This is a genomic window from Borreliella garinii (assembly GCF_001922545.1).
In the GTDB taxonomy this organism is placed as follows: domain Bacteria; phylum Spirochaetota; class Spirochaetia; order Borreliales; family Borreliaceae; genus Borreliella; species Borreliella garinii.
Genome location: NZ_CP018748.1, coordinates 1 through 19,439, shown reverse-complemented (window position 1 = coordinate 19,439; position 19,439 = coordinate 1). Strand labels below are relative to the sequence as shown.

Sequence of the window (19,439 nt, the reverse complement as noted above, 5' to 3'; positions counted from 1 at the left end):
AAATTCTCATACAACTTTTTTTAAAATTAAAGAATTATTTTTATTTTTTATTATTTCTAATAATTCATCATGATATATACCAAATACTTTATTATATTCTAATTTCTTTTTGCTATTCAAATATGTTTTTATAATTGGCTTTATAATTTCAATATTTGCCGGTTTTCGCAATCGCTCAATAAGGATATTGAAAATATTTATCTTTATATGCTCATAATCTTTTTGTGAATTTTCTTTTTTCAATTCAATCAATTTTTCTAATTTGAAAGTTATTTTGCGTAAATCGTTATATTTTTGATGTTCAATAATAAAATGCGGCTTATTTTTGTAATTTTCATATATTTTTTTAAATTCTGTTTCCAATTGTTCGGCATTGTATCCGTTTTTTTCTAATTGTTTTTTGGTCTTTTTTAAAGTTTCTTTTAATTTATTTTGATTTTCTTTAAAAGAATTTTTGTTAAAATGTATATTTTTACTTTTTATTGCTTTAATTTCAAATCTCTTTAAAGCTTTAATTATTTCAATTTTTTTATCTTTACTAATATCTAAATTTAATAAAATTTGAAGAATTTCTTTACTTTTAAAGTTGCATTTATTGAAATAGTTTATTATTTGAAACTTTTCTATCTTATTATTACTTTCTTCTTCTTTTTTATTATTTTTATTACATAAACATTTCTCCAACTCTACATTACCCTTTTTTAGAGATTTGTCTTTAAGATAGTTAATAGCTCTTGATTTAAATCTAGAGTGTTTTTTTTCTTGAAAATATTGGTTGATTTTAAAGTGGCATTCATTTTTTTCACAATTGAGGTGATAGTAAATTTCAGTACCACAATTTACCCCCATGTGTTGGTAGTAGTTTGTTGTTACTTTTATTTCTTTTTCTAATTTGTAAAGATATTTTTGCAATGTTCTTAATGTAGTAGTAGCTTGACCATTTCTTTTTAGATTTTCATTAAAGTAATAGAGTATGGTTTTTTGTGTATATTTTGGATATTTCTTGTTTACGTAATTAAGTGTTGAAGTAAGAACTATTAATTTATTTTGTAATTTGTTGAGGTAATTTGGACTTTTTTTATTGGTTGAAACTTTTATCATAAGTTTTCTCCTTTAATGTTTAATAATAATTAATAATATAATGCAAAATTTTGAATTAAAAGTAAACACTTTTTAAAAAAATATTAAATTTAATTATTAATTTTGTTAATAAAATACACTTTTTGTAAATTACAGAAAATAATTTGATTTTAATTTTAAAATGGGCTACACTACAAATAACGTAGTGAAACATTTCATATGTTTACCTACCTTTAATGTTAATTTGCAAAAAATGTAATGTAAGGGTTTAGCTTAGTTCTTTAACAAGAGAATCTAGCTAAGCCCTCATTTTTTTGTAATAATCCCAATTTGATTTTAGTTCTAAGTTAGTCTATATTACAATTAGCGTAGTTATTTGAACGTGTTTCAGTTTGACTACCTTATTTGATAATTTGCCAAGAAATAATTTAAAGAGCTTAGCTTAGTTCTTTTATAAAGAGAATCTAGCTAAGCTCTATTTTTTTTACAAAAATTTTTGTAAAAAAGTTGGCAAAAATAGTTTTTGCTATATAGTTGTTATTAACATTAAAGGAGGTTGACGATTATGTCACACATAGAAAAAAATCAAGAAAATATTCAAAATAATATACAAGCAAAAATAAGCTTCAGAAAAGATATGAAAACCCTAAAAATGAATTTACCAGGTATTGACAAAAGTCTTAAAGGATATGGATACAAATATCAGAATTTTAACGAAATAGTTAGAGAAATAAAAAACGTTATTAATAAGCACAATTTGGAGCTTGATTTTGAGCAATTCCCAACCTTTACACATGATCCATATGGTAGAGTTCATGTTGTTAGGACCACATTCTACAGCACAATCAGTGGGTATGAAGAGTCTTTTGATACACCAATACTTACAGAAAATTTACAATGGAATAATGAAAATGGGTCTAAAAGTGTAAATACAACGCCACAACTAGTTGGTTCAGCTATTACTTATTTTAAAAGGTACGCTTTAGTTGCATGTCTTAACATAGAAAGTGAAGTGGATACTGATTCAGCCCCTATTTACAATAATTATGAAAACGGGAATTCTATGCCCAACAAGCAAGTTAATATCAATCAAGAACAAAAACAAAAAAAGGAACAAAAACAAGAGATTAATCAAATTCAAAAAAATAACACTATTCAAAACCAGAAAAGAGATATTAATCAAGAACAAAAAAAAGATAGGCTTTATTATTATGGGGTTTTTAAAGAAGCGTTGTCTAATATAAAAAATTGGGTAAATAGCGCTAAAACAAAAGATAATATAAACTTAATTATTCAAAAAATCAGTTTTATTCAGAAAATAGACCCCAATAATGTTGATGATATCAAGAAAATTGAAGCTGATTTAATTGCGCATTTTGAGAAAAATAGTGATTTTAAGAGTATAAACTATTGGGCGGAGATTATAAAAGACTATTTTAAGAGAAATAATAGATTAAAGGATTTACAAGATTTTGAAAAGTTTATGGCGTTTAAGAGGACTTCTTATGGCCCTAGCCCGCTATTATTCTTTTGTACGTTAAAAGAAGATAAACAATTTGATTATATATTTGCAGCATAGCAATACACCTGTATAGCAAAGCCCCCTTATTGTGGGGGCTTGCTATACGCATAATAATCAAGAATGTGCAATTAAGCACTGTTTTAGTTTTGCCAATTAGATGTAAGACCAGAATAGTGGTTATCTGTCTTTAAAAGTTCTTCTTTAAGGTATTGATAAATTTCTTCATTGGAATTTTTACTATACATATCTTCAGCGACGCCTCTAAAATATTGCTCTACTTCATTAGTTCCATCGCCGCTCCCATATTTATTGTTATGATGATTATTATTATGATTATTAAATTTGTTGTTGTCTTTAGCTACTTTACAGTCAATAGCCCCTTGAACATAAGTATCAAAGTCTTCATTGTTTGCTTTTGCTTTTGATGCTAAGAAATCATAAACTTTTTTAAAGACACTAACTAATTCTTTTTGCTTTTGAATATCTTTAGAAAGCCAATCAAAGAAATCAGTACATTTATTCTTGTTTCCATCATTGTACCCGTTTATTTGATTGGTTAATTTTTCAATTGTATGTGTAAACGCATTTACCAATGAATTAAATAATTTTAATTCTTGATCAGTTAAAGCAATTTTCTCTTCTTGTACTTCTTCTTGGCTTAAATCACGTTTTTTCCTACTTTTTGATTGTTGTTCAACATTGTTTTTTAAAGTGTTATTATCATTAGAATTACAGCCGATTAGCATAATTAAAAACAAACAAAATAATATATTTATAATTTTCATTATTACTCCTTTTTTTATCTTCAATACAATATATTAATTAATAAAAAAGTTTATTCTTGTAAGTATAGATCCTATTTTTAAAGATTTTAATTGAAAGATTTATATTTTCGAATGCTGTGCTAGCTTTTATTTAATTATTATTAAATATAGGAGTAACTAATGAAAAATAAAAATTTATTGAAATTATTTTTTGTATCAACATTATTTATAATTGCTTGCAAAGCGGATGTAGGAAAAAAGTATGTAGAAAAAAATAAAGAAATAGATTTATTGCTTTCATCTGTTTCAAATCTTAAAAATGATTCTAAATATGACAACTTTAAAGAGTATAAAGATAAAATAAATAAATTAACAAAAAGCCTAAAGGATGTGAGTGATGCGGAGCTTAAAGAAAAACTATTAAAGTTGCAAAGCCTATTTCAAGATAAATTGGCAGCTAAATTAGCAGCTTTAAAAGCAGCTAAACAAAGAATCGAGGGTTTTTCAGATAAGGACAAGGAAAAAGAAAAGATATGGAAAGAAGCAAAATTGGTTGGAGTAACTATAAAGTTTAGTGGAAGTAATACTGCTGGCAAAGGAGCAGAAATGTCTAAAGAAGCTGTAGAACAGATAGATAAAATAATAAAGTTCCTAGAAGAAGGTACTAATTGATTAATAAATATTCATATTGAAAATGTTAAAATCTAGATATTAGATTAAATTAGATTTTTTTCTATTGTAAAAGCTAATTTGATTAATATAAAGTATAAGTTCTTGCAAGAAAAACCTTTTTGTAATTTACATTTTTAATTTTGAATACTGATTATAGACTTTTTTAGCTATAGGTTTTGTTTTTTGAATATACTCTAAAAGTAGTTTGATATTATGTTTTATTGAAGTTATTGAGTGTTCGTCTTTTAGTGTTGATAAGTTGGGATAAGTATATTCTGGATAATTTGGATCATTAACTTTTACTTTTGTTTTTGATAAAAATGTTACAAGATACATAACATAATCTGATAGTTGTGCTTCATATTTAGCTAAAGCTCCTAGTGTTTGAATAATTGGCGGGTTTGGTTCGTCTGGTAGGCTAGCAATGGTAGTACAACATAGCAGAAAAGTAATTAATAAGTAGTTTACCAATTTAAGCATTTTCACCCCTTTTAAGGATATTTATATACTCCTGCATAATTTTGTTGCGTTTTGCTTTCAATGAGGAGATAATTCTCTTACTTTTGCTAGTAGAAATAGCCTCTATTATCTCAATATTGTATTTTAAGATATCTTGTATTTCTTCAAATATTTTCATTGATTCGGCTGTTTCCATAGCTTTTAGTGTTTCAATATATGTTTTGTAGAAAAAATCTATTACCCTATTAAAAGTATTAATGTAATTATGATCTATGTTAGTATCAGTTTTAGCTATGTCGGTTAAGCTAGATAGTAAATTAAGCCCTAAACCAATAGTATTATTTTGCATTCTTTGTTCTTTCCTTATAGATAGGTTTTCCTTCTTGATTGAATTTCAGATCATTAGATATTTTTAGATTTTTTTCATTAGAATTAACTAGATCAATACAGTGATTGATTTTCTTATTTATTGGAGCTAGTGTTTTGGTTATTGTTGGGGTTAATGCACTCTCAAGTCTTTCCATATTTTCTTTATAAATTAATGCATAATGAGCATATAGTTCATAAACTAAAGAAAACCCTTTATGTGCAATTTCATCAAATTCATCTTCAAATTTAGAAAATATTTCAATAAGATTTGATATAGACTTAATTCCAATTCCAAGATTGTCTTTAGATAATTTCATAGGTTAATCTCTTTTTTTGACATGATTATTCCCATTGCCATTTCTAAAAAGTTTGCCTATTACTATGGATAGTATGTCTTTTAGTAATGGCTTGAGAAGAATTAACACTCCTAAAACTAGTACTGTTACAAAAATCATTACGGCTATAAGTTTAATTTCATTTAAATTTATAAGAAGTTCAGTGATTTTAATAGTATCCATTTTTCAATCCTTTATTTTAATTTTTTATCTGTATATACATTATATACCAAAACTGTAATTTTTGCTAAAAAAGTTTACAGTTTCAAAAGAACTGGAGCTGGATTTCCTGATATGTAGATTCTTTTTTGGATATACCATCCTTTATACATGGGAAATCTACTAGATAGTGCTCGAGGGGCGTCTGATTGTTCGTAAATCATATTTTTTTCACTTTCATCAGAATATTTTAGATATAGTGCTTTAATTGACGTATTGCTATAGTGTTCTACGTCAAGCTCAATATCAAGGTAAATGGGGTCATTATCATTATTTTTATAAAAAATAAGAGTTGCATTGTCAGCGTTGTTCTCCAACTTAATAGTTATTGATTTATCCTTGTATTCATACGAATAAAGCGTAGATCCATAGGCAAACCTTCTTCCATGTGAAAAATCAGATGGTACTCCTAGCAGTTGTTTGGGAACGGGTGTTTTTTGAATAGTGCTTGAATTAGGCATTATCAAAAGATCGTCATATCTAGATAGAGTAGCTGATGATATGCTATCTGTAAGACGTGATTTTATTTTACTAAAAAGGTTAGAAATATTAGTGGAATCGTTGTTAATAAGTTTGTCTGTTATTTTAGCATAAATTTTTTCTACAAACTCTTCATCAGCTGGAAGTTCTTCTGCAATTGTAGACTTAATTATCTCTTTAAAATAGCCTAGTCCTTCACCTTTAAATGTTTTATCTTTAGTGGTTTTCAAAAAATTTTCATAAGTAATAGCGTTGCTACTTGCAACTCCATCATCAAGTAGTAAAAGATCAGTGTTATTAACGGTTGTTACTTTATTCAAATCTTTGATTTGAACTGTTTCTTCTTCATCAATTAATAATTTTTCTTGATCCTCAGCCATAAAGCCTCCTTAATTGTTAAAAGTTATAATATTTGCACCATCTTTATTGTTAATTTTGAGAACTCTGCCAATAGGAATAATCCCCTTTATAAAAGCATAAATTGAATGATCATAACCCTTAGGAAGTGAATTAAATACCAAAGCCTTTTTAGATGCAGCGTATCCCTTTTTCTTTTCTCTAATTAGTATCTTTTTAGACCGCTTGCATTTTGTACTAGGTGAAATAAATGTAGTAAAGTTTGTTTTTATTGCCCCTTTTAAAGAGATATTAATAACACCGGCTTCAGGTGTAGTAACTGAAATATCCACATTCAAAAAAGCCTTAAAAATCAGTCTAAATGACTCATCAGTACCAATATGACGTAAAGCAAAAATCACACTATTGATATTACTTGTAATACTTTGTAGGGTTTGAGTTTTTGCATAAAAAATTGATAAGACTTGAGATATCCATATGGCAATATATCTTGATTTGATATTTTCTTTTGCATCAATGGATATAAAGTTAGAATTAAGAGCTTTAAGCTCATTAAGCAGCTTTTGTGCATATTCAATTTCTGTTCGTATAAATTTTTGAATTTCAGTGTCTTTTAAAAATTTAGGTATTTTCATAATTTCAAGTATCAATGTCAATAAGTAATCGTTCAGTTGTATTGAAAAGCAGCATTGTGTCATCATTAATAGCAATATCTTTATTTGTTTGAAAATCGCTATCACTGATTTTTGAAATACTTTCAGTGTCTGTATCTTTAACACAAACTTTAATTTCCATAAACTTAATCCCTTTTACTTCATTGACTGGAGCAAAAAAGTCTTGATATTCAAAGCTAATTCCCATATCAGAATAGTTATTTGAAATAATCCTAGAATATATGTTTCTAATTTGAGAGTCTATGTTTAAGTAGAGATAGTTTTTAAGATCGAGGTTATACTTTACTTTCATATAAACATGTTTTCTTTTTCCTAGGGATATTTTGTAGGATTTAAGTTGCCCGGTTGAGTTGAGTCCATCAATTTCTATGTCTCCATCAAGTAAAGTCCCACTAGGAGTTGTTAGATATAATGTTTCCCAAAGTTTAGCCTTAAATTCGGGGTTGTTAATATTAGTTTTATTAGTGTCTAGTAAATCTTCTTTTAGAATCAGATATATATTAGCTTTGCCAGCTGAACTTTTAATATTAGCATGTTCTATCCCATTAAGATTAAGTAAAGCATTGCGAACTGCGCTGTAAGTTGTGCTTTTAGAAGAAATGTGTTCTTCAATAGCAGCCCAATAAGTACCACCCGGTTTCATTTTCGAAAAAAATAGATTAAGTTCATTAATTATTTCTTCTTCAATTAATGCTAAAGAAGATGCAATAATATTGTAAATAGAGCTATTGCTGTCATCAATGTTAATCCCATAATTTACTCGTAAGTATTCTCTTTTGGTCCGTACTATATCCTTAATTGTACGCTTTAGAATGCCAAAATCAGAATCAAAAACAATGCTCATAAATCAAGTTCCATGTTTAAAACATCGCCCGGGAAAAAAAAAGAATATATGTACTTTACGGTCTTGTATTTCAATTGCAATATTGATTATATCTAAGTTAAGATCTTTAGATATTTCATAAAAATAGTTTTTTACAGCTTGAAGATTGTTAATTTTTAAAAGTTTCAAAAGCAAGAAATAGTCTAGTCCCCAATTAGTAGCATAGCTTAAACCACCTCTTAAGGTTTTTAGGAATATAAATAATTTTTGTTTTTGCTCGTCAATTCCATCAACAAGCGAAAAATCTTTATTAAATACCAATTCAAAATTATTTCCAATTCTTAAATCCATACTAATAATTATACCATATTTAGCAAAAATTACTTAAATAAGCTGTTGATATTAGCAGAAATTCTAGAGGTTGCTATTCTTAAGCTCGCCTCGTCAATTACTGAATCTCCTATGATAGTTATACCGTTGATAGCACTTATAATACTATCTAGAATTTCTTTCAAGCTAGTTGTTTGGTTGGCTATTTCAATTCTACTATTTGCTTTTATCTTAACAGTATCAGAAATTAAATTTAAAGTTTTTGGACTAATTGCGCTAAGTATATAAAAATGATGTTTGTCAAAATGAATATCATCATTTTTATCAAAAATATTAATGCTCGATTGAAGTAGTAAAACAGAATCGCCTTTTGATAGTTCAAAATTGATATTAGATATATTTTTTGTATGAATTTCTAAGTCTTCAAATTCTGGTATTGTAACTACAGCCTCTTGTGTTTGCTGTTTAAATTCCTTTACAGTGCCAATTTGAGTTATGAAAATATTTGAATAAATCCAATTTTTCATGTCCTCTTGTGCCAATGCATGACCATAAAGGCGCTGGTTCATTCTATAAATTTCATAGTCTTCACTCATTCTAACCCCTTTTACTTTTTACGTTTTCTATTAGAGTCATCCTCTAGCTTAAGTATCAGTGAACACTCTCCCGTGTTACTAAGGCTTGCGCTTGTTTCTTTTATGGTGGTTTTTATCATTTTTCCTAGTCCATCAATAAATGAAACTTTATCACCAACATTTAGCTTATGTGTGTAAAATGTTTTGGCGTTCCAAAATATAAGATTTATTTTGAGTGTGGTTCCTAAAGTAATTTCTTGTTGTGGTATAAACTCAAGTCCATAGTCTTCTAATGCCTAGTAGTGAACATTTTCCCCCCCTTTTTTATAATTAGTAAATATAATATTGCAATCATTTCCCTTTAAACCAGTACCAATATCAGCTATTACGTTATGAACATATACCCCTTTTATTTTGTCAATAAACTCTTTTGGTGTTGTGGCATAAATATTTTTGTCAATGACTTTAAGTCTATCTTTTTCATCCATACGAATGATATTGCGATTAGGAAATACAGATTCTATTGCCTCTTGCACCGTTTTACCTTTAAAGCTTTTACCCTCTTTGCCCCCCAATTTGCGATTGAAGAAGTTGCTTTTAGTTAATAAACGAACATCAAGCTCTACACTAAAATCTCCACCGGGATAATCAGTGCTCATGGGAGTTCCCAAAGTCCCCGCCATTATAAAATCAAATTTTTTCTCATGAGCAAATTTCTTATAATGTATTTTTACTATATCTCCAAATTTGATATGGTCGTTGAAGTCTAAGGGCAAGTTCCAAAGTACAATTTTTGCTTGTTTGGAACTTATAGTATGAATATTTGAATACACGTTGGATATGGAAATATCAACATGAATTCCATGTTGTGTATTGATTATAATTTTAGGAGTTTCTTCTGGAAAAGGGATTCCATCAGTTGATTTTTTTGATTTATCTACATCGTAAAATTCAATTTTAAAATCATAACTTAGTAACATAGGTTATCCTTTATATTTTTCTAATGTAAATGTTTTCACTACTTCTATTGAAAGACTTACTTCAACTTCATCAATAAAGGGAGTGTTTGTAAACGTAAGACTTGTAATTATAGCTAATTCTTTTAGGCCAAAAGTTGGACTGTAGATAGTAAAAGGAACTTGCGCTTGCAGTCTATTTGCTAGTTGTTCTTTTACAAGGTGGGCGTCAAAACGGAGCAAAGAATTGCCAAAAACAGTCATTTTGAGTGGTGAAAGCATTTCTTTGTATAGAGAAGTCAGTACTCCACCGTTTAATGAAATATGTTCTCCAGTCATTACGGGGTTATAGCTTACATATTCTGCTTTTCTATCATAATAGTTGATAACTGGTCGTTTAGAGCAACTAGTGTTGTAAGTTCGTGTTATTAGCTGGGTTTTTGGCTTTATAAAAAACAATTGTGGCACATATCCGAAACCTCTAAAATCTGGTCGTGGGAATAGCGCTAAAAAGTTATCTGCTCCAAAGAGAGCAAATATTTGGGTTGCCACATCTTTTATGATTTGAAATATTTCTGCATGCGACATTTCCTTTTCTTTGTTCTTTTCGCCATTGTCATTAGTTGTATTTATAATGTCTGTAGAATTTTCTTTTTCTGTAGGCGATATTGTTTTATTATTAATAATATTTTTATTGTCAATGTCCATAAGTAATTACCTTTTTCAAAATTATGGGGTAGTGTTTGCCATATCCTCAGGGTTCCCCCCAGAAGGCCCACCACTGCCAGTGTTGTTTTTAGGAGGAGGGGGGTCTAGATCAGGATCATTAAACCACCAGGGCGCAGCCTTGTATAACATTTTTCTTAATCCTTTAATTAAAGGCTGAATAACATGAGTTTGAAAAGAAAAGTTCTCAAAGTATTTAGTGACCATGTTAATGAATTTAAGTACTGGATCCAAAACAGTGGTGGTTAAGTTTGAAAGAGTTTGCTCAGCTGAGGCCAAATTGCTATCAATCTCTTCTTTCGTATCTGCTTTTTTCGTAAGGCCAAAAGATTTAAAATCATTAAACATTTCAACTAGCTTAGTAATTCTAGATTCTAGATCTACTTCGGCGCCACTTTGCCAAGCTTTTTTAGCATCTTCTATATATTTGTCTCCAACCCCCGACTTTTTTAGTAGATCAAAAAGCTCATCTCCCTCTCCACTAAGCAGACTATTAACAGCTTTTACAGCATCCTCGCCGCTCATAGCGCCACTAGATTTAAGCGCAGCTGAAAACTAGTGAGCGCCACTAGATTTAAGCGCAGCTGAAAACTTTACTGTTTTTTTAAAATTATCTAGATTTAACATGCCTAAGTCTCTTAGAGTACCCTTAAAGACACTTGCTTGATTTAAAAACTCTTCTTTTTCTAAGTCGCGCTCAAATCCTTTCATCCCCTTAAGAGTTCCCATAATCGTATTCCGTTCATCTTTCTCAAAAAACGCACTGTTGAGAAGTTTCGCTCTATTCGTTTTAGATTTTTCCTCAACCGCTTTTTTAGCAAATCCTAAAAGTCCTCCTGCTGCTTTACTCATAGCGTTGCCAATGATATTTCCTAGAGCACTGCCTATTGCAATTTTGGCAACAAGTCCTTTTCCTTGAGAGGCTGCTAGCATTTTACTTTTTGCTTTTGATTCTTTTGCAAGTTCTTTGTATTCAAGACGTCTTTTGTCTTTATCAGACATTAAAGATCTTCTGAAAGCCTCTTTTCTAGCTTTCTCAAACCCCATGCCTTGTTTTATAAGTTTTTTAGTTTGTGTAAGTCTATATTTCTCAACACGCTCTCTTAAACTTTCAAATTTAGATTGTCTACTTAGTTCTTTTTTCTTGTCCGACAAATTATTTTTTACAATATCTTTAGTACTACCCAAACCAGATTTTTTAGGTTTAAGATACTTTTCCATTTTGGTAATATCTTGTTCAATAGCCTTTTTTGTTGCAGCATGATCAAGAATGCCCTTAAATTTAATGGTGAATTTGTCGCTCATTGAGCCCTCATTTGCTTAAAATTAATTCATACAATTCTTTTTCTAATTTAATCTCAGCAACTCTATTGACCTCTAAAAGCTCGTCATAAGGCAATTTTTTCACAGAGTCGTATGAGCAAATATTCATAATTACTGGAAAAAAGTATTTGTCGTTCTTTATCTCGTCAAGCAAGTTAAAATACTTTTTTCTAGTCTCATTAAGACTTGCAATAGCTTTATCAATATCTTTATTTATTTTGCTCATTTAGCAACCAGTTTATTAGAATTTGATGTAACTGATGAAAGTGAAGTGACTACTTTTTCATAATCAAAATTTTCATTGATATAGTCAAAACTAACAAAATCACCAACATTATTTTCATACTCACTCAAATATACTAAAGCGGGGGTTTTTAGATCATTATCTATGTGAAAAGTATTGAATTGTGCAGTGTAAATTATTGCAACAAGATAGTCTTTATAATAAGAAATAAATTCTCTATTTTGATCCAAAATCACATAGAATTCATCTAGAAATTTTGGACTTATCATTAAGCTTGTAATTTCTCTTAAGTATTTAACCTCATTAAGTTTAAAAACAGCGTCGCTTTGATTAAATCCAAGTACCTTGTCCCATTCATAGACCGGCAATACTCTAAGTGGGTATTCATAGGTTTTGTTTTTAGTTAAAATTTTCATTTTATATCTCATTATCATGAAGAGAATCTCCTTTTAATTTTTATTTGGGTTGGTTTTTTGGCAATTAATGGCTCTAATTTCAAAAGTAACTTTTTCGGCTTCTGCTGAATAACTTCTTGATGGCTCTTCAGTAAAAATTGCGTAGTTAGTAATAATTTTGGTAGCAATTCTATCATTGAATACTAAATCAAGCATTTTATCATATTTGCTAACATCCATATTATAAAACTGATCGTCTGAAATTTCAGTTAACAAAATATAGTCATAACTACCTAGAGTAACTTCAATATTGAAAATATAAGTTATGGTTTTAGGATCCCTCAAGCTTATTACGGGCATTCCCTTGTCTTCATTACTAACCACTGCTCTTGTTGTAGGCTCACTTGTAAGCTCTAACTTACCACTATGCAGTTGTCTGCCACCGATTGAAAAGTAAACTTCGCGTAAATCATAAAATTGCATAATTTTTCACTCCTTATACCCTTAAGCTATTTTGATAATCAACTATATCTTGAGAAGTAATTACTAAAGCAACAGTATTAATACTAAAGTTATAAGTAATATTCACACTAAGTTCCAATTTAAGATTTGAAGATGGAGATAAAATCAGTTTTAAATCTTTATACTGAATAATTAATCCCCTATCAACGAACCTTTTTAACATGCACTCAATTGCAGAAGTATATGCATTGTCCCTAGCCCCACTAAGTTGCAGTTCAGATAATTTGCTGTTTTGCCTATTGTTTTTGTTCCAAATTCGAATAAGCTCAATAATGGCCTCGTTTTTTATATAATGATACGTAAAAAGCTCGTCTATTGAATTTCCAGCTAGATCAACCCCCTCTTTAAAAGCAGACACACCATCAAGACCAGTTTCATTAAGAAGTGAGTAAAAGTTGATTTTTGCAGTCCTTAACTTTCCAATTAGAGTGTCATCAACAAGTGGTACAGCAGCCAATGGCATACCATAAGGATTAACAGAATGAGAAATACTTGCTTGATGCAAATATGCACTTATAAATTTAAGATGCAAATTGTCTTTATTGCTAGAATAAACAACAATATTTCTTGTTTTATCAGCATTACTTTTACCATTATTGAAAATTCCTTTTATTTCTTGTTCTTTGGTTGAAAATACAAAAAAAGTTGAGATCATTTTGAACTTATCATAGTCGTCCTTATAAACAGTTAATCCATCATCCGAATCCCCATTGTCACTTTGGGTATTAATAAGCACAACAAAAGAGTGCCTATGTTCCTTAAGGTAATTTTTTAGTTTTTCAGGCTTATCCTTATAGATAAAAAGCACAGCTGATTTTAAGGACTCTTCACTTGAGTTGAAAAAATCAGACATTGCGGTTTTTAGTAGCGTTTTTTCTTTTTCAAACTGATTATTACTATCTCCATTATCTTTTTCTAAAGTTTCAATTTGTTGTTCATAGTTATTAACAGTTAAACTCAATGTTTTATAGTTAGCAACATCTTTGTTAACTTTGATTTTAGCTGTTTTGTAGACCAAAAGTGGATTATAATAATTGGGCCTGCTAGTTTGAATCCTAGAAGTAACTAAACTTACACTAATTGTATCTTGTGGCAATTTGGTATCCCCCTTTTAAAATTTCTGTTACTTTTACACTAGCATTGAATGCTCCAGATACGCTGTATGCATGGTTGCTATACTTTGTACCCAAATTAATCAGTCCAACTGTTTGCATATTTGATATTGGGTAAATGTAAAAGCTTATTTTAGTAACATATTCAGATTGATGTGGATTAGACAACGTATAATTGTGTGTTTTTTTATGCATAAACTCGCTAAGCAGTCCATATAGTACCAACATGCGTGAATTTGCATCAAAATCCCTATCATTCAACACTATTGCAATAATATATATTTGAAAATTCACGCTAAATTCCAAAGCATTTTTATAAAATGCACCAGTTTTAGAGTTATGATCAAATAGATTTTGTGTACCATCAAATTTGAATGCTATTATATTAGGACTAGCAGTTGTAATATTTGAAAGATATGGATGGTTGTAAGTATTTATAATATCGCATTCAAAATCATTTAAAGCAGCATATGACTTAAATCCTTGAAATATTTTAAGTAAATAATTCACAATTATATCTAAAGTTACAATCATTCAAGCACCTTATAAGTTAGTTCTGATAACATTTTAGATGTATCAACAAGTGGGATTGATGCGGTGCTGCTACCTTTTTTTAATTTACTTTTGATTGTGCTAGCTTTTAAGCGCGGTACTACTTGCCCCGATAGTACATAATTCTCATAGTATCTAATAAAAGCTTCGCCGATAGCATGCATTCCAGATTTAGGATCAATATTAAACTTAGAATTTATATAACTGTTATTGATATATTCTCTAAATTCAGCGCTACCAGCAATTTTGGTTAAATGTTTTCTTATCGGTAATTTAGTGCTCCCTTTTTCATGCATTCTAGCAATATTAGAACGACCCCCAAACCAGCCAATTTCTAATTGAATACTTATCTTTAAGTCATCCATATAAATTCCTTTAAGACAAGAGTGAAGTACCCAATTGAAGAGTCAATGCTAAATATTTCATAATAAACTAAATCTGAAATTGATATTCTATCCTTTAGTTCATAGTTGAGATTTGCATATGTGTAAAGTTTAGAATAACCTTGAATATCGGATAAATTAGAATCATGTAAAGCCGCAAGTTCTTGTGGCTTTATGTCAATAATAACCCCAATAAATTCAGTGTACTCATTTTTGTTAAATATTCGCTGATAAGACTCATCTCCTTCAAGTTTTATAATGTTTGCTTTATAGAACCTTAAGGGCTCAGGATCCTTAAAGACATTAATCATGCGGAAAGACATATCTGCTAGTCTTTTTCTAATACCACTCATTAAACAACCCCCATACAAGATGGTGTTGAAGTATCTCGCTTGAGCTTTTCTAAAAATGAATCAAGCTGCAAACAGAAGTTTTTACTTGATGCACAACTTTCACCGCCTTCTTCTACTCCTTTACCACCTGGATAATAGTCAAGCTCAAGCTCATTGAATTTTTCTTTTTTTATTCTTTCAAATTCAAATTCACGAACAATCCCTTGCTTTCTTAATTGACACCCCATGTGGTAGAAGGTAAGCAAAAATATTTGTTCATATGTAAGCGAACTAGAATCAATACCACGTGTTACTAGAATTGCTTGAAGCAGTGATAAATGAAGTAGAAAATTTTGCCTACTTAGTGCAAATTTATCTATTCCCAACAGTAACAATACTTCAGAATGCAGTTTGGTTACTAAAAGCTCTTCTACACTTTTAATTTGAGCCTGCAAGTCTTTTTGTTCACTCATTTTTAACTAATCCTTAAATATTTGTTAACTAATTTTGTTTTATTTCAACCTGCAAAATGGTATTTTTAGTAGCAAGCAGCCCGCCTAAAACAAAATCAATGTATGAATGAGCAATATCAGTTGAGTCTTTATCAACTTGTTCATTAGGAGTAGGCAGCATATACTTACTAGGCTTAAACTTTATAAGTTCCGGATTTAATGGGTAAACGAGTATTTGATGTTTTAGCAAGTTTGAAGTTTCAATGTAAACATCTTCTCTATTATTAATGGCTTTAATAGTCTGGATCAAAACATCTTCCCATTTCTCACAACTAATCGGAGGAAATTGATCTGAAGAGTATGGTTTTACCAATTTTAAGGAAGTTGCAGGGTCAACTATTACCATCATAGGTGTAGAAAATTCATCGCCCAGCTCTAGTTTTGAAAGTCCTGCTTCAACCTTTTCAAATATTTTATCCATCTTATCCTTATTACCATTTTGAACTTCTTCTTTTACTTGATCTGGCATGTTAAGAGGTCCATACATATTAGGTAGTAAACGTTTTTGATTTTTACCATCTTTTTGAATTGAAACGGTACCAGTTAGCACAAAATGATTAATAAGTTTTATAATTTCATTACTTGCAAGTTTATAAGCTTGTGCAAATGGTAATAAATTATTATTAATATCTCCAATATACGAATCTGAAGTATAAAATTTTTCAGAAGCTTGTTTTAAATGTCTAAACTTGTATTGTAATTTTAAGTAGTTAAGCCTCACTACTTCAGAACTAAATCCAATAGTTGAAATAGTATTAACTTCATTGGCAATAGTTGTAGGGTTAGCATTTAGAAACGCATCCCATTTTACAGTCCTTTGATAACCCATTTGTAGATCAACATCTTCAATTTGTTCGGGGAAGAACCATTTATACATTATAGGATCTTTTACTTCTCCTATAATATTTGCTACTGCTTTTGCATAATAATTTTCATCAAATAATTCCATTTTTACCTCCTAAAACTAATTATTTTTGTACAGCCTTATTTCCAAATACTGACACTTTAACTAAAAAAACATCATTGCTAATTTTCTTTGCATCAGACAATGCTATTGCATTAATAGTTGCCTTATTTGGGGGTTCAGAACCATTAATTTTTTCCAATTCTCCATCTTTATTAAAAAAGAGTTTATCTTTTGCTTTAACGCCATTTTCTTTTGCTACTAAATACCCTTCAAAGTTATTTGTAATTGGAACAATAGTTGCAGTTTTGCTAAACTCGTCTATATCAACACATATTCCGTATAAGTCTTCACCACCACCAGCCTCAACATAAGGCTCATAGTGAATTTCATTTTCTTTTTCTTCTTGAATAACTCTTTTGACCCCACGCTTGTACGGATACCCCAAAAATGGGTGATTTTCCAGTTTGTCAAACTTACTGGTTCTAGTACCTCCAGAAGCAAAAAATTGCACGTTTTTGTCTCTAAACTCTAAAGAATTACTAAGCAAACCAGCATAATGATGTGGATTTTTCATAAACTTTTCCAGTTTATTACGACTTTCTTGATAATCTTTTACTAATTGTGTTGTATTTACCATTCAATTACCTCCTTTTTATCCCCCTACGCCCGAAACAGCATGAGCAAACACTTCTTTTTCAAGTCCTCTATTGCCAAAAACTGTAACTTTTATCAAATTGATGGAATAATTTTCTTTGGGCCCTCTAGCTTGAGCCTGCTTTGAACCCTTATCTTCAGATACAAAATTGATTGTAAATGAATCAGATAATGCATACGCATTAATTACAGTTGGACGTCCACCTCCAGCCTTGATAATAACCCCATCAGCATTAATGCCTAATATTTCTCCTGCTTTTATATTTGGGTTTCTTGTTACAAGGTATCCTTCAAAGTTATTGGTAATTGGCAAAACATATGCTATGCAACTAAACTCACATACATCAACACATATGCCATATAGATCAGTATCAGCACCAACCTCAACATATACAGAATTCTCTTTTAGAACAAGTTTGACCCCGCGCTTGTATGGAAAACTATTTTTTGGATCGTAAAAGTATTTCTCTATTTTGTCTGTAAAACTTGAACATGCAAATATATAAGCATCAGCTCGCTCATTTTTTGACTGAAAACAACCATTAGAACTGCTAAAAACTTTATTTTCAATCGAACTCATTGATTTTGCATATTTTTTGAATTTCAAAAGGATATCATCAAGTTCTTTACCTGAATCTAGATAAGGATCTTTTGCCTGTTTATCTTCGGCTTGTCTTGCTTGGCGTTTAGCCCTGGGAGCAGCCGGTGAAACTTCTGGTTCTAAACTCAATTGTGAAGTATCATCAATCTCAAGACTTTTCCCTTGCCCTTTACCTTTTGCTACCATAATTTACTACCCTTTTATAGCTCTATTTCCAAAAACACTAGCAAGTACTATAAATAACTCTTCAGTTAATTTCTGTACTTTTGATAGCGCTATGGCATTAATAGTTTTATCAGCTCCAGTGGTCTTTTCAAGCTCACCATGTTGATTAAAATGCAGCTTATCCCCCGGGTTTACACCGTTTCCATTTTTCTTAAAAGTTAAATACCCGGTAAAATTGTTTGTAATTGGAATTACAGTTGCCATACCAGTATATTCATCTATATCAGTGCATATTCCATATAAGTCTTCACCACCACCAGCCTCAACTTCAAATTCTGTTGTACCATCAGCACTAAAACTAAGCTTTACTCCACGCTTGTATGGATAACCCTTAGCAGGATAATTTTCTATTTTGTCTTTACTACTAGTGAGAACTCCACCAGAATTGGAATAAATTAAGTTTTTATCTCTAAATTCTAAAGAATTACCTAATAAACCGGTGTCTTGTTGTGGATTTTTCATTAATGCACGTATTTCGGCAACTTTTTTATCAAACTCTTGTTTAATTTTAGTAATATCACTCATTAAAAACTCCTTTTACGCAATACTTATTCTTTTATTTCTTTTCAAGTTTTCATAAAATTGCATTCGTCTTTGCTTGTAAGTATTACTAATAGCTTGTACAAATTCTGTAAAATTAATTGGAACAAAATTAGAATCAAGCAAACTTACTCTTTCTTCTGATTTAGTAACAATATTGCCTTTAATAGAATCAACAGAAGAAGAATTGCTATTCGCATTTTTTCTTAACTTGATGTTGACTTTAGCTAAAGAAACAAGTTGTTCTAGTATCTCCCCATCAATATGGGTTATGTCTGCTACTTTAGAAATAGCTTTAATTTGCTCAATTGGAACAAATTTGCGAACAAGTTCTCTGCGTTGCGCTTGCATAATGTCTTTTAGAGTGTATCCTTTTGCAAGTAGCACTTCCTTATTGAAATGATTGCTAAGATGTGCTTTTGCCAGCGTATCAATTTCATTTATACGATCTGCCTCTAGTAATAATTGCTTTTCAACACGCTCTCTCTCTTCAACTTCTGCAAGTTCTTTTGTTATTCGCTCATTTATACTTAAATCACGATTTATCTCTTTGGGTTTTGCATTTACTTGTTCTTTAAGGCGCATATACTCTTCATATTCACTAGAACTTATAATCTTAGTATCAGCTTTAACTTGCTGTTCTTCTTTAAATTGCTCCTCAATTATTTCTTTTTTTTCATTTTCAATCACTTTTTAACTCCTTTTCTCAAAATGAGAATAGTTTTTCTTTTAAAATAGCTCGCTCCTCGTTAGTGAAAGAACTGCTTTGCATAAGCTCGTTATATTTGCTGTAAAG

The 19,439-nt window shown here is 30.0% G+C and carries 26 protein-coding genes and 3 pseudogenes; 2 read left to right on the top strand and 27 right to left on the bottom strand.

Translation table 11 applies throughout. The features are described 5' to 3' along the window. Positions 1-6: 6 nt before the first annotated feature. Entirely contained in the window at positions 7-1,101 is a 1,095-nt protein-coding gene (locus tag BLA33_RS05115) for a plasmid maintenance protein (protein WP_075226663.1), read from the bottom strand. A gap of 544 nt (positions 1,102-1,645) precedes the next feature. Here BLA33_RS05115 and BLA33_RS05110 point away from each other — a divergent pair. Beyond that, entirely contained in the window at positions 1,646-2,659 is a 1,014-nt protein-coding gene (locus tag BLA33_RS05110) for an ERF family protein (protein ID WP_075226662.1), read from the top strand. A gap of 83 nt (positions 2,660-2,742) precedes the next feature. On the opposite strand, the gene BLA33_RS05105 is transcribed toward BLA33_RS05110, so the two are convergent. Continuing rightward, a complete protein-coding gene (locus BLA33_RS05105) occupies positions 2,743-3,387 on the bottom strand; it encodes an Mlp family lipoprotein (RefSeq protein WP_075226661.1) in 645 nt (214 codons plus the stop codon). A gap of 159 nt (positions 3,388-3,546) precedes the next feature. Here BLA33_RS05105 and revA point away from each other — a divergent pair, with 159 nt between their 5' ends. Continuing rightward, positions 3,547-4,038 (top strand): fibronectin-binding protein RevA, encoded by a 492-nt coding sequence (gene revA, locus BLA33_RS05100; protein ID WP_029347010.1) that lies wholly within the window; start codon positions 3,547-3,549, stop codon positions 4,036-4,038. Positions 4,039-4,164: 126 nt separating this feature from the next. Here revA and BLA33_RS05095 read toward each other — a convergent pair whose 3' ends face one another. The 25 genes and pseudogenes from BLA33_RS05095 to BLA33_RS04975 all read right to left on the bottom strand — a co-directional run bounded on the left by BLA33_RS05095 (position 4,165) and on the right by BLA33_RS04975 (position 19,333). Next, positions 4,165-4,518 carry a BBA14 family lipoprotein gene (locus BLA33_RS05095; protein ID WP_075226660.1) on the bottom strand — a complete coding sequence of 118 codons (354 nt, stop codon included), beginning with the start codon at positions 4,516-4,518 and terminating at the stop codon, positions 4,165-4,167. Next, on the bottom strand, positions 4,511-4,846 hold the full coding sequence (locus tag BLA33_RS05090) for a BlyB family putative holin accessory protein (protein ID WP_075226659.1): 336 nt from the start codon (positions 4,844-4,846) through the stop codon (positions 4,511-4,513). Before BLA33_RS05090 ends, BLA33_RS05095 begins: the two co-directional genes overlap by 8 nt. Further along, positions 4,836-5,183 (bottom strand): BlyB family putative holin accessory protein, encoded by a 348-nt coding sequence (locus tag BLA33_RS05085; protein WP_029346955.1) that lies wholly within the window; start codon positions 5,181-5,183, stop codon positions 4,836-4,838. Before BLA33_RS05085 ends, BLA33_RS05090 begins: the two co-directional genes overlap by 11 nt. Positions 5,184-5,186: 3 nt before the next feature. Then, complete coding sequence (locus BLA33_RS05080) at positions 5,187-5,384, bottom strand: BlyA family holin (RefSeq protein WP_029346954.1); 198 nt, start codon at positions 5,382-5,384, stop codon at positions 5,187-5,189. Between the two features lie 74 nt (positions 5,385-5,458). Continuing rightward, entirely contained in the window at positions 5,459-6,280 is an 822-nt protein-coding gene (locus tag BLA33_RS05075; RefSeq protein ID WP_029346953.1) for a DUF685 domain-containing protein, read from the bottom strand. A 9-nt stretch (positions 6,281-6,289) separates the two neighbouring features. Further along, entirely contained in the window at positions 6,290-6,892 is a 603-nt protein-coding gene (locus BLA33_RS05070) for a DUF735 family protein (RefSeq protein ID WP_029346952.1), read from the bottom strand. Between the two features lie 4 nt (positions 6,893-6,896). Then, on the bottom strand, positions 6,897-7,775 hold the full coding sequence (locus BLA33_RS05065; RefSeq protein WP_075226658.1) for a DUF276 domain-containing protein: 879 nt from the start codon (positions 7,773-7,775) through the stop codon (positions 6,897-6,899). Then, positions 7,772-8,105 (bottom strand): annotated as a pseudogene (locus BLA33_RS05060) (hypothetical protein). The gene BLA33_RS05065 and the pseudogene BLA33_RS05060 overlap by 4 nt, the downstream one beginning before the upstream one ends. A 29-nt stretch (positions 8,106-8,134) precedes the next feature. Further along, the gene (locus tag BLA33_RS05055) at positions 8,135-8,680 is read right to left on the bottom strand and encodes a DUF777 family protein (protein WP_029346949.1); all 546 of its coding nucleotides are present in this window, start codon (positions 8,678-8,680) and stop codon (positions 8,135-8,137) included. An 11-nt stretch (positions 8,681-8,691) separates the two neighbouring features. Next, positions 8,692-9,639, bottom strand: a pseudogene (locus BLA33_RS05050) (DUF693 family protein). Positions 9,640-9,642: 3 nt separating this feature from the next. Further along, on the bottom strand, positions 9,643-10,323 hold the full coding sequence (locus BLA33_RS05045; protein WP_029346948.1) for a DUF792 family protein: 681 nt from the start codon (positions 10,321-10,323) through the stop codon (positions 9,643-9,645). A 21-nt stretch (positions 10,324-10,344) separates the two neighbouring features. Then, positions 10,345-11,646, bottom strand: a pseudogene (locus tag BLA33_RS05040) (DUF759 family protein). 7 nt (positions 11,647-11,653) lie between these two features. Beyond that, positions 11,654-11,890, bottom strand: a complete 237-nt coding sequence (locus tag BLA33_RS05035; RefSeq protein ID WP_012621361.1) for a DUF1322 family protein — start codon at positions 11,888-11,890, stop codon at positions 11,654-11,656. Continuing rightward, the gene (locus tag BLA33_RS05030; protein WP_029346947.1) at positions 11,887-12,342 is read right to left on the bottom strand and encodes a DUF1473 family protein; all 456 of its coding nucleotides are present in this window, start codon (positions 12,340-12,342) and stop codon (positions 11,887-11,889) included. The genes BLA33_RS05035 and BLA33_RS05030 overlap by 4 nt, the downstream gene beginning before the upstream one ends. 15 nt (positions 12,343-12,357) lie before the next feature. Beyond that, entirely contained in the window at positions 12,358-12,786 is a 429-nt protein-coding gene (locus BLA33_RS05025) for a DUF1463 family protein (protein ID WP_012621352.1), read from the bottom strand. Between the two features lie 13 nt (positions 12,787-12,799). Continuing rightward, the gene (locus BLA33_RS05020; RefSeq protein WP_075226657.1) at positions 12,800-13,921 is read right to left on the bottom strand and encodes a DUF787 family protein; all 1,122 of its coding nucleotides are present in this window, start codon (positions 13,919-13,921) and stop codon (positions 12,800-12,802) included. Further along, positions 13,902-14,471, bottom strand: a complete 570-nt coding sequence (locus tag BLA33_RS05015; RefSeq protein WP_029347001.1) for a DUF764 family protein — start codon at positions 14,469-14,471, stop codon at positions 13,902-13,904. Before BLA33_RS05015 ends, BLA33_RS05020 begins: the two co-directional genes overlap by 20 nt. Next, on the bottom strand, positions 14,468-14,854 hold the full coding sequence (locus BLA33_RS05010; RefSeq protein ID WP_012621385.1) for a hypothetical protein: 387 nt from the start codon (positions 14,852-14,854) through the stop codon (positions 14,468-14,470). The genes BLA33_RS05015 and BLA33_RS05010 overlap by 4 nt, the downstream gene beginning before the upstream one ends. Beyond that, complete coding sequence (locus BLA33_RS05005; RefSeq protein WP_012621387.1) at positions 14,842-15,225, bottom strand: DUF1506 family protein; 384 nt, start codon at positions 15,223-15,225, stop codon at positions 14,842-14,844. The genes BLA33_RS05010 and BLA33_RS05005 overlap by 13 nt, the downstream gene beginning before the upstream one ends. Then, complete coding sequence (locus BLA33_RS05000) at positions 15,225-15,677, bottom strand: DUF3890 domain-containing protein (protein WP_029347000.1); 453 nt, start codon at positions 15,675-15,677, stop codon at positions 15,225-15,227. Before BLA33_RS05000 ends, BLA33_RS05005 begins: the two co-directional genes overlap by 1 nt. A gap of 28 nt (positions 15,678-15,705) precedes the next feature. After that, positions 15,706-16,665: a hypothetical protein gene (locus tag BLA33_RS04995; RefSeq protein ID WP_075226656.1), complete on the bottom strand. Its 960-nt coding sequence runs from the start codon at positions 16,663-16,665 to the stop codon at positions 15,706-15,708. A gap of 19 nt (positions 16,666-16,684) precedes the next feature. After that, a complete protein-coding gene (locus BLA33_RS04990; protein WP_031490397.1) occupies positions 16,685-17,260 on the bottom strand; it encodes a DUF228 domain-containing protein in 576 nt (191 codons plus the stop codon). Between the two features lie 15 nt (positions 17,261-17,275). Beyond that, complete coding sequence (locus BLA33_RS04985) at positions 17,276-18,064, bottom strand: DUF228 domain-containing protein (RefSeq protein WP_029347022.1); 789 nt, start codon at positions 18,062-18,064, stop codon at positions 17,276-17,278. Positions 18,065-18,070: 6 nt separating this feature from the next. Next, positions 18,071-18,628, bottom strand: coding sequence for a DUF228 domain-containing protein (locus BLA33_RS04980; RefSeq protein ID WP_029362537.1), 558 nt, complete (start codon positions 18,626-18,628; stop codon positions 18,071-18,073). Between the two features lie 12 nt (positions 18,629-18,640). Continuing rightward, positions 18,641-19,333: a DUF1357 family protein gene (locus BLA33_RS04975; protein WP_075226655.1), complete on the bottom strand. Its 693-nt coding sequence runs from the start codon at positions 19,331-19,333 to the stop codon at positions 18,641-18,643. Between the last annotated feature and the right edge of the window lie 106 nt (positions 19,334-19,439).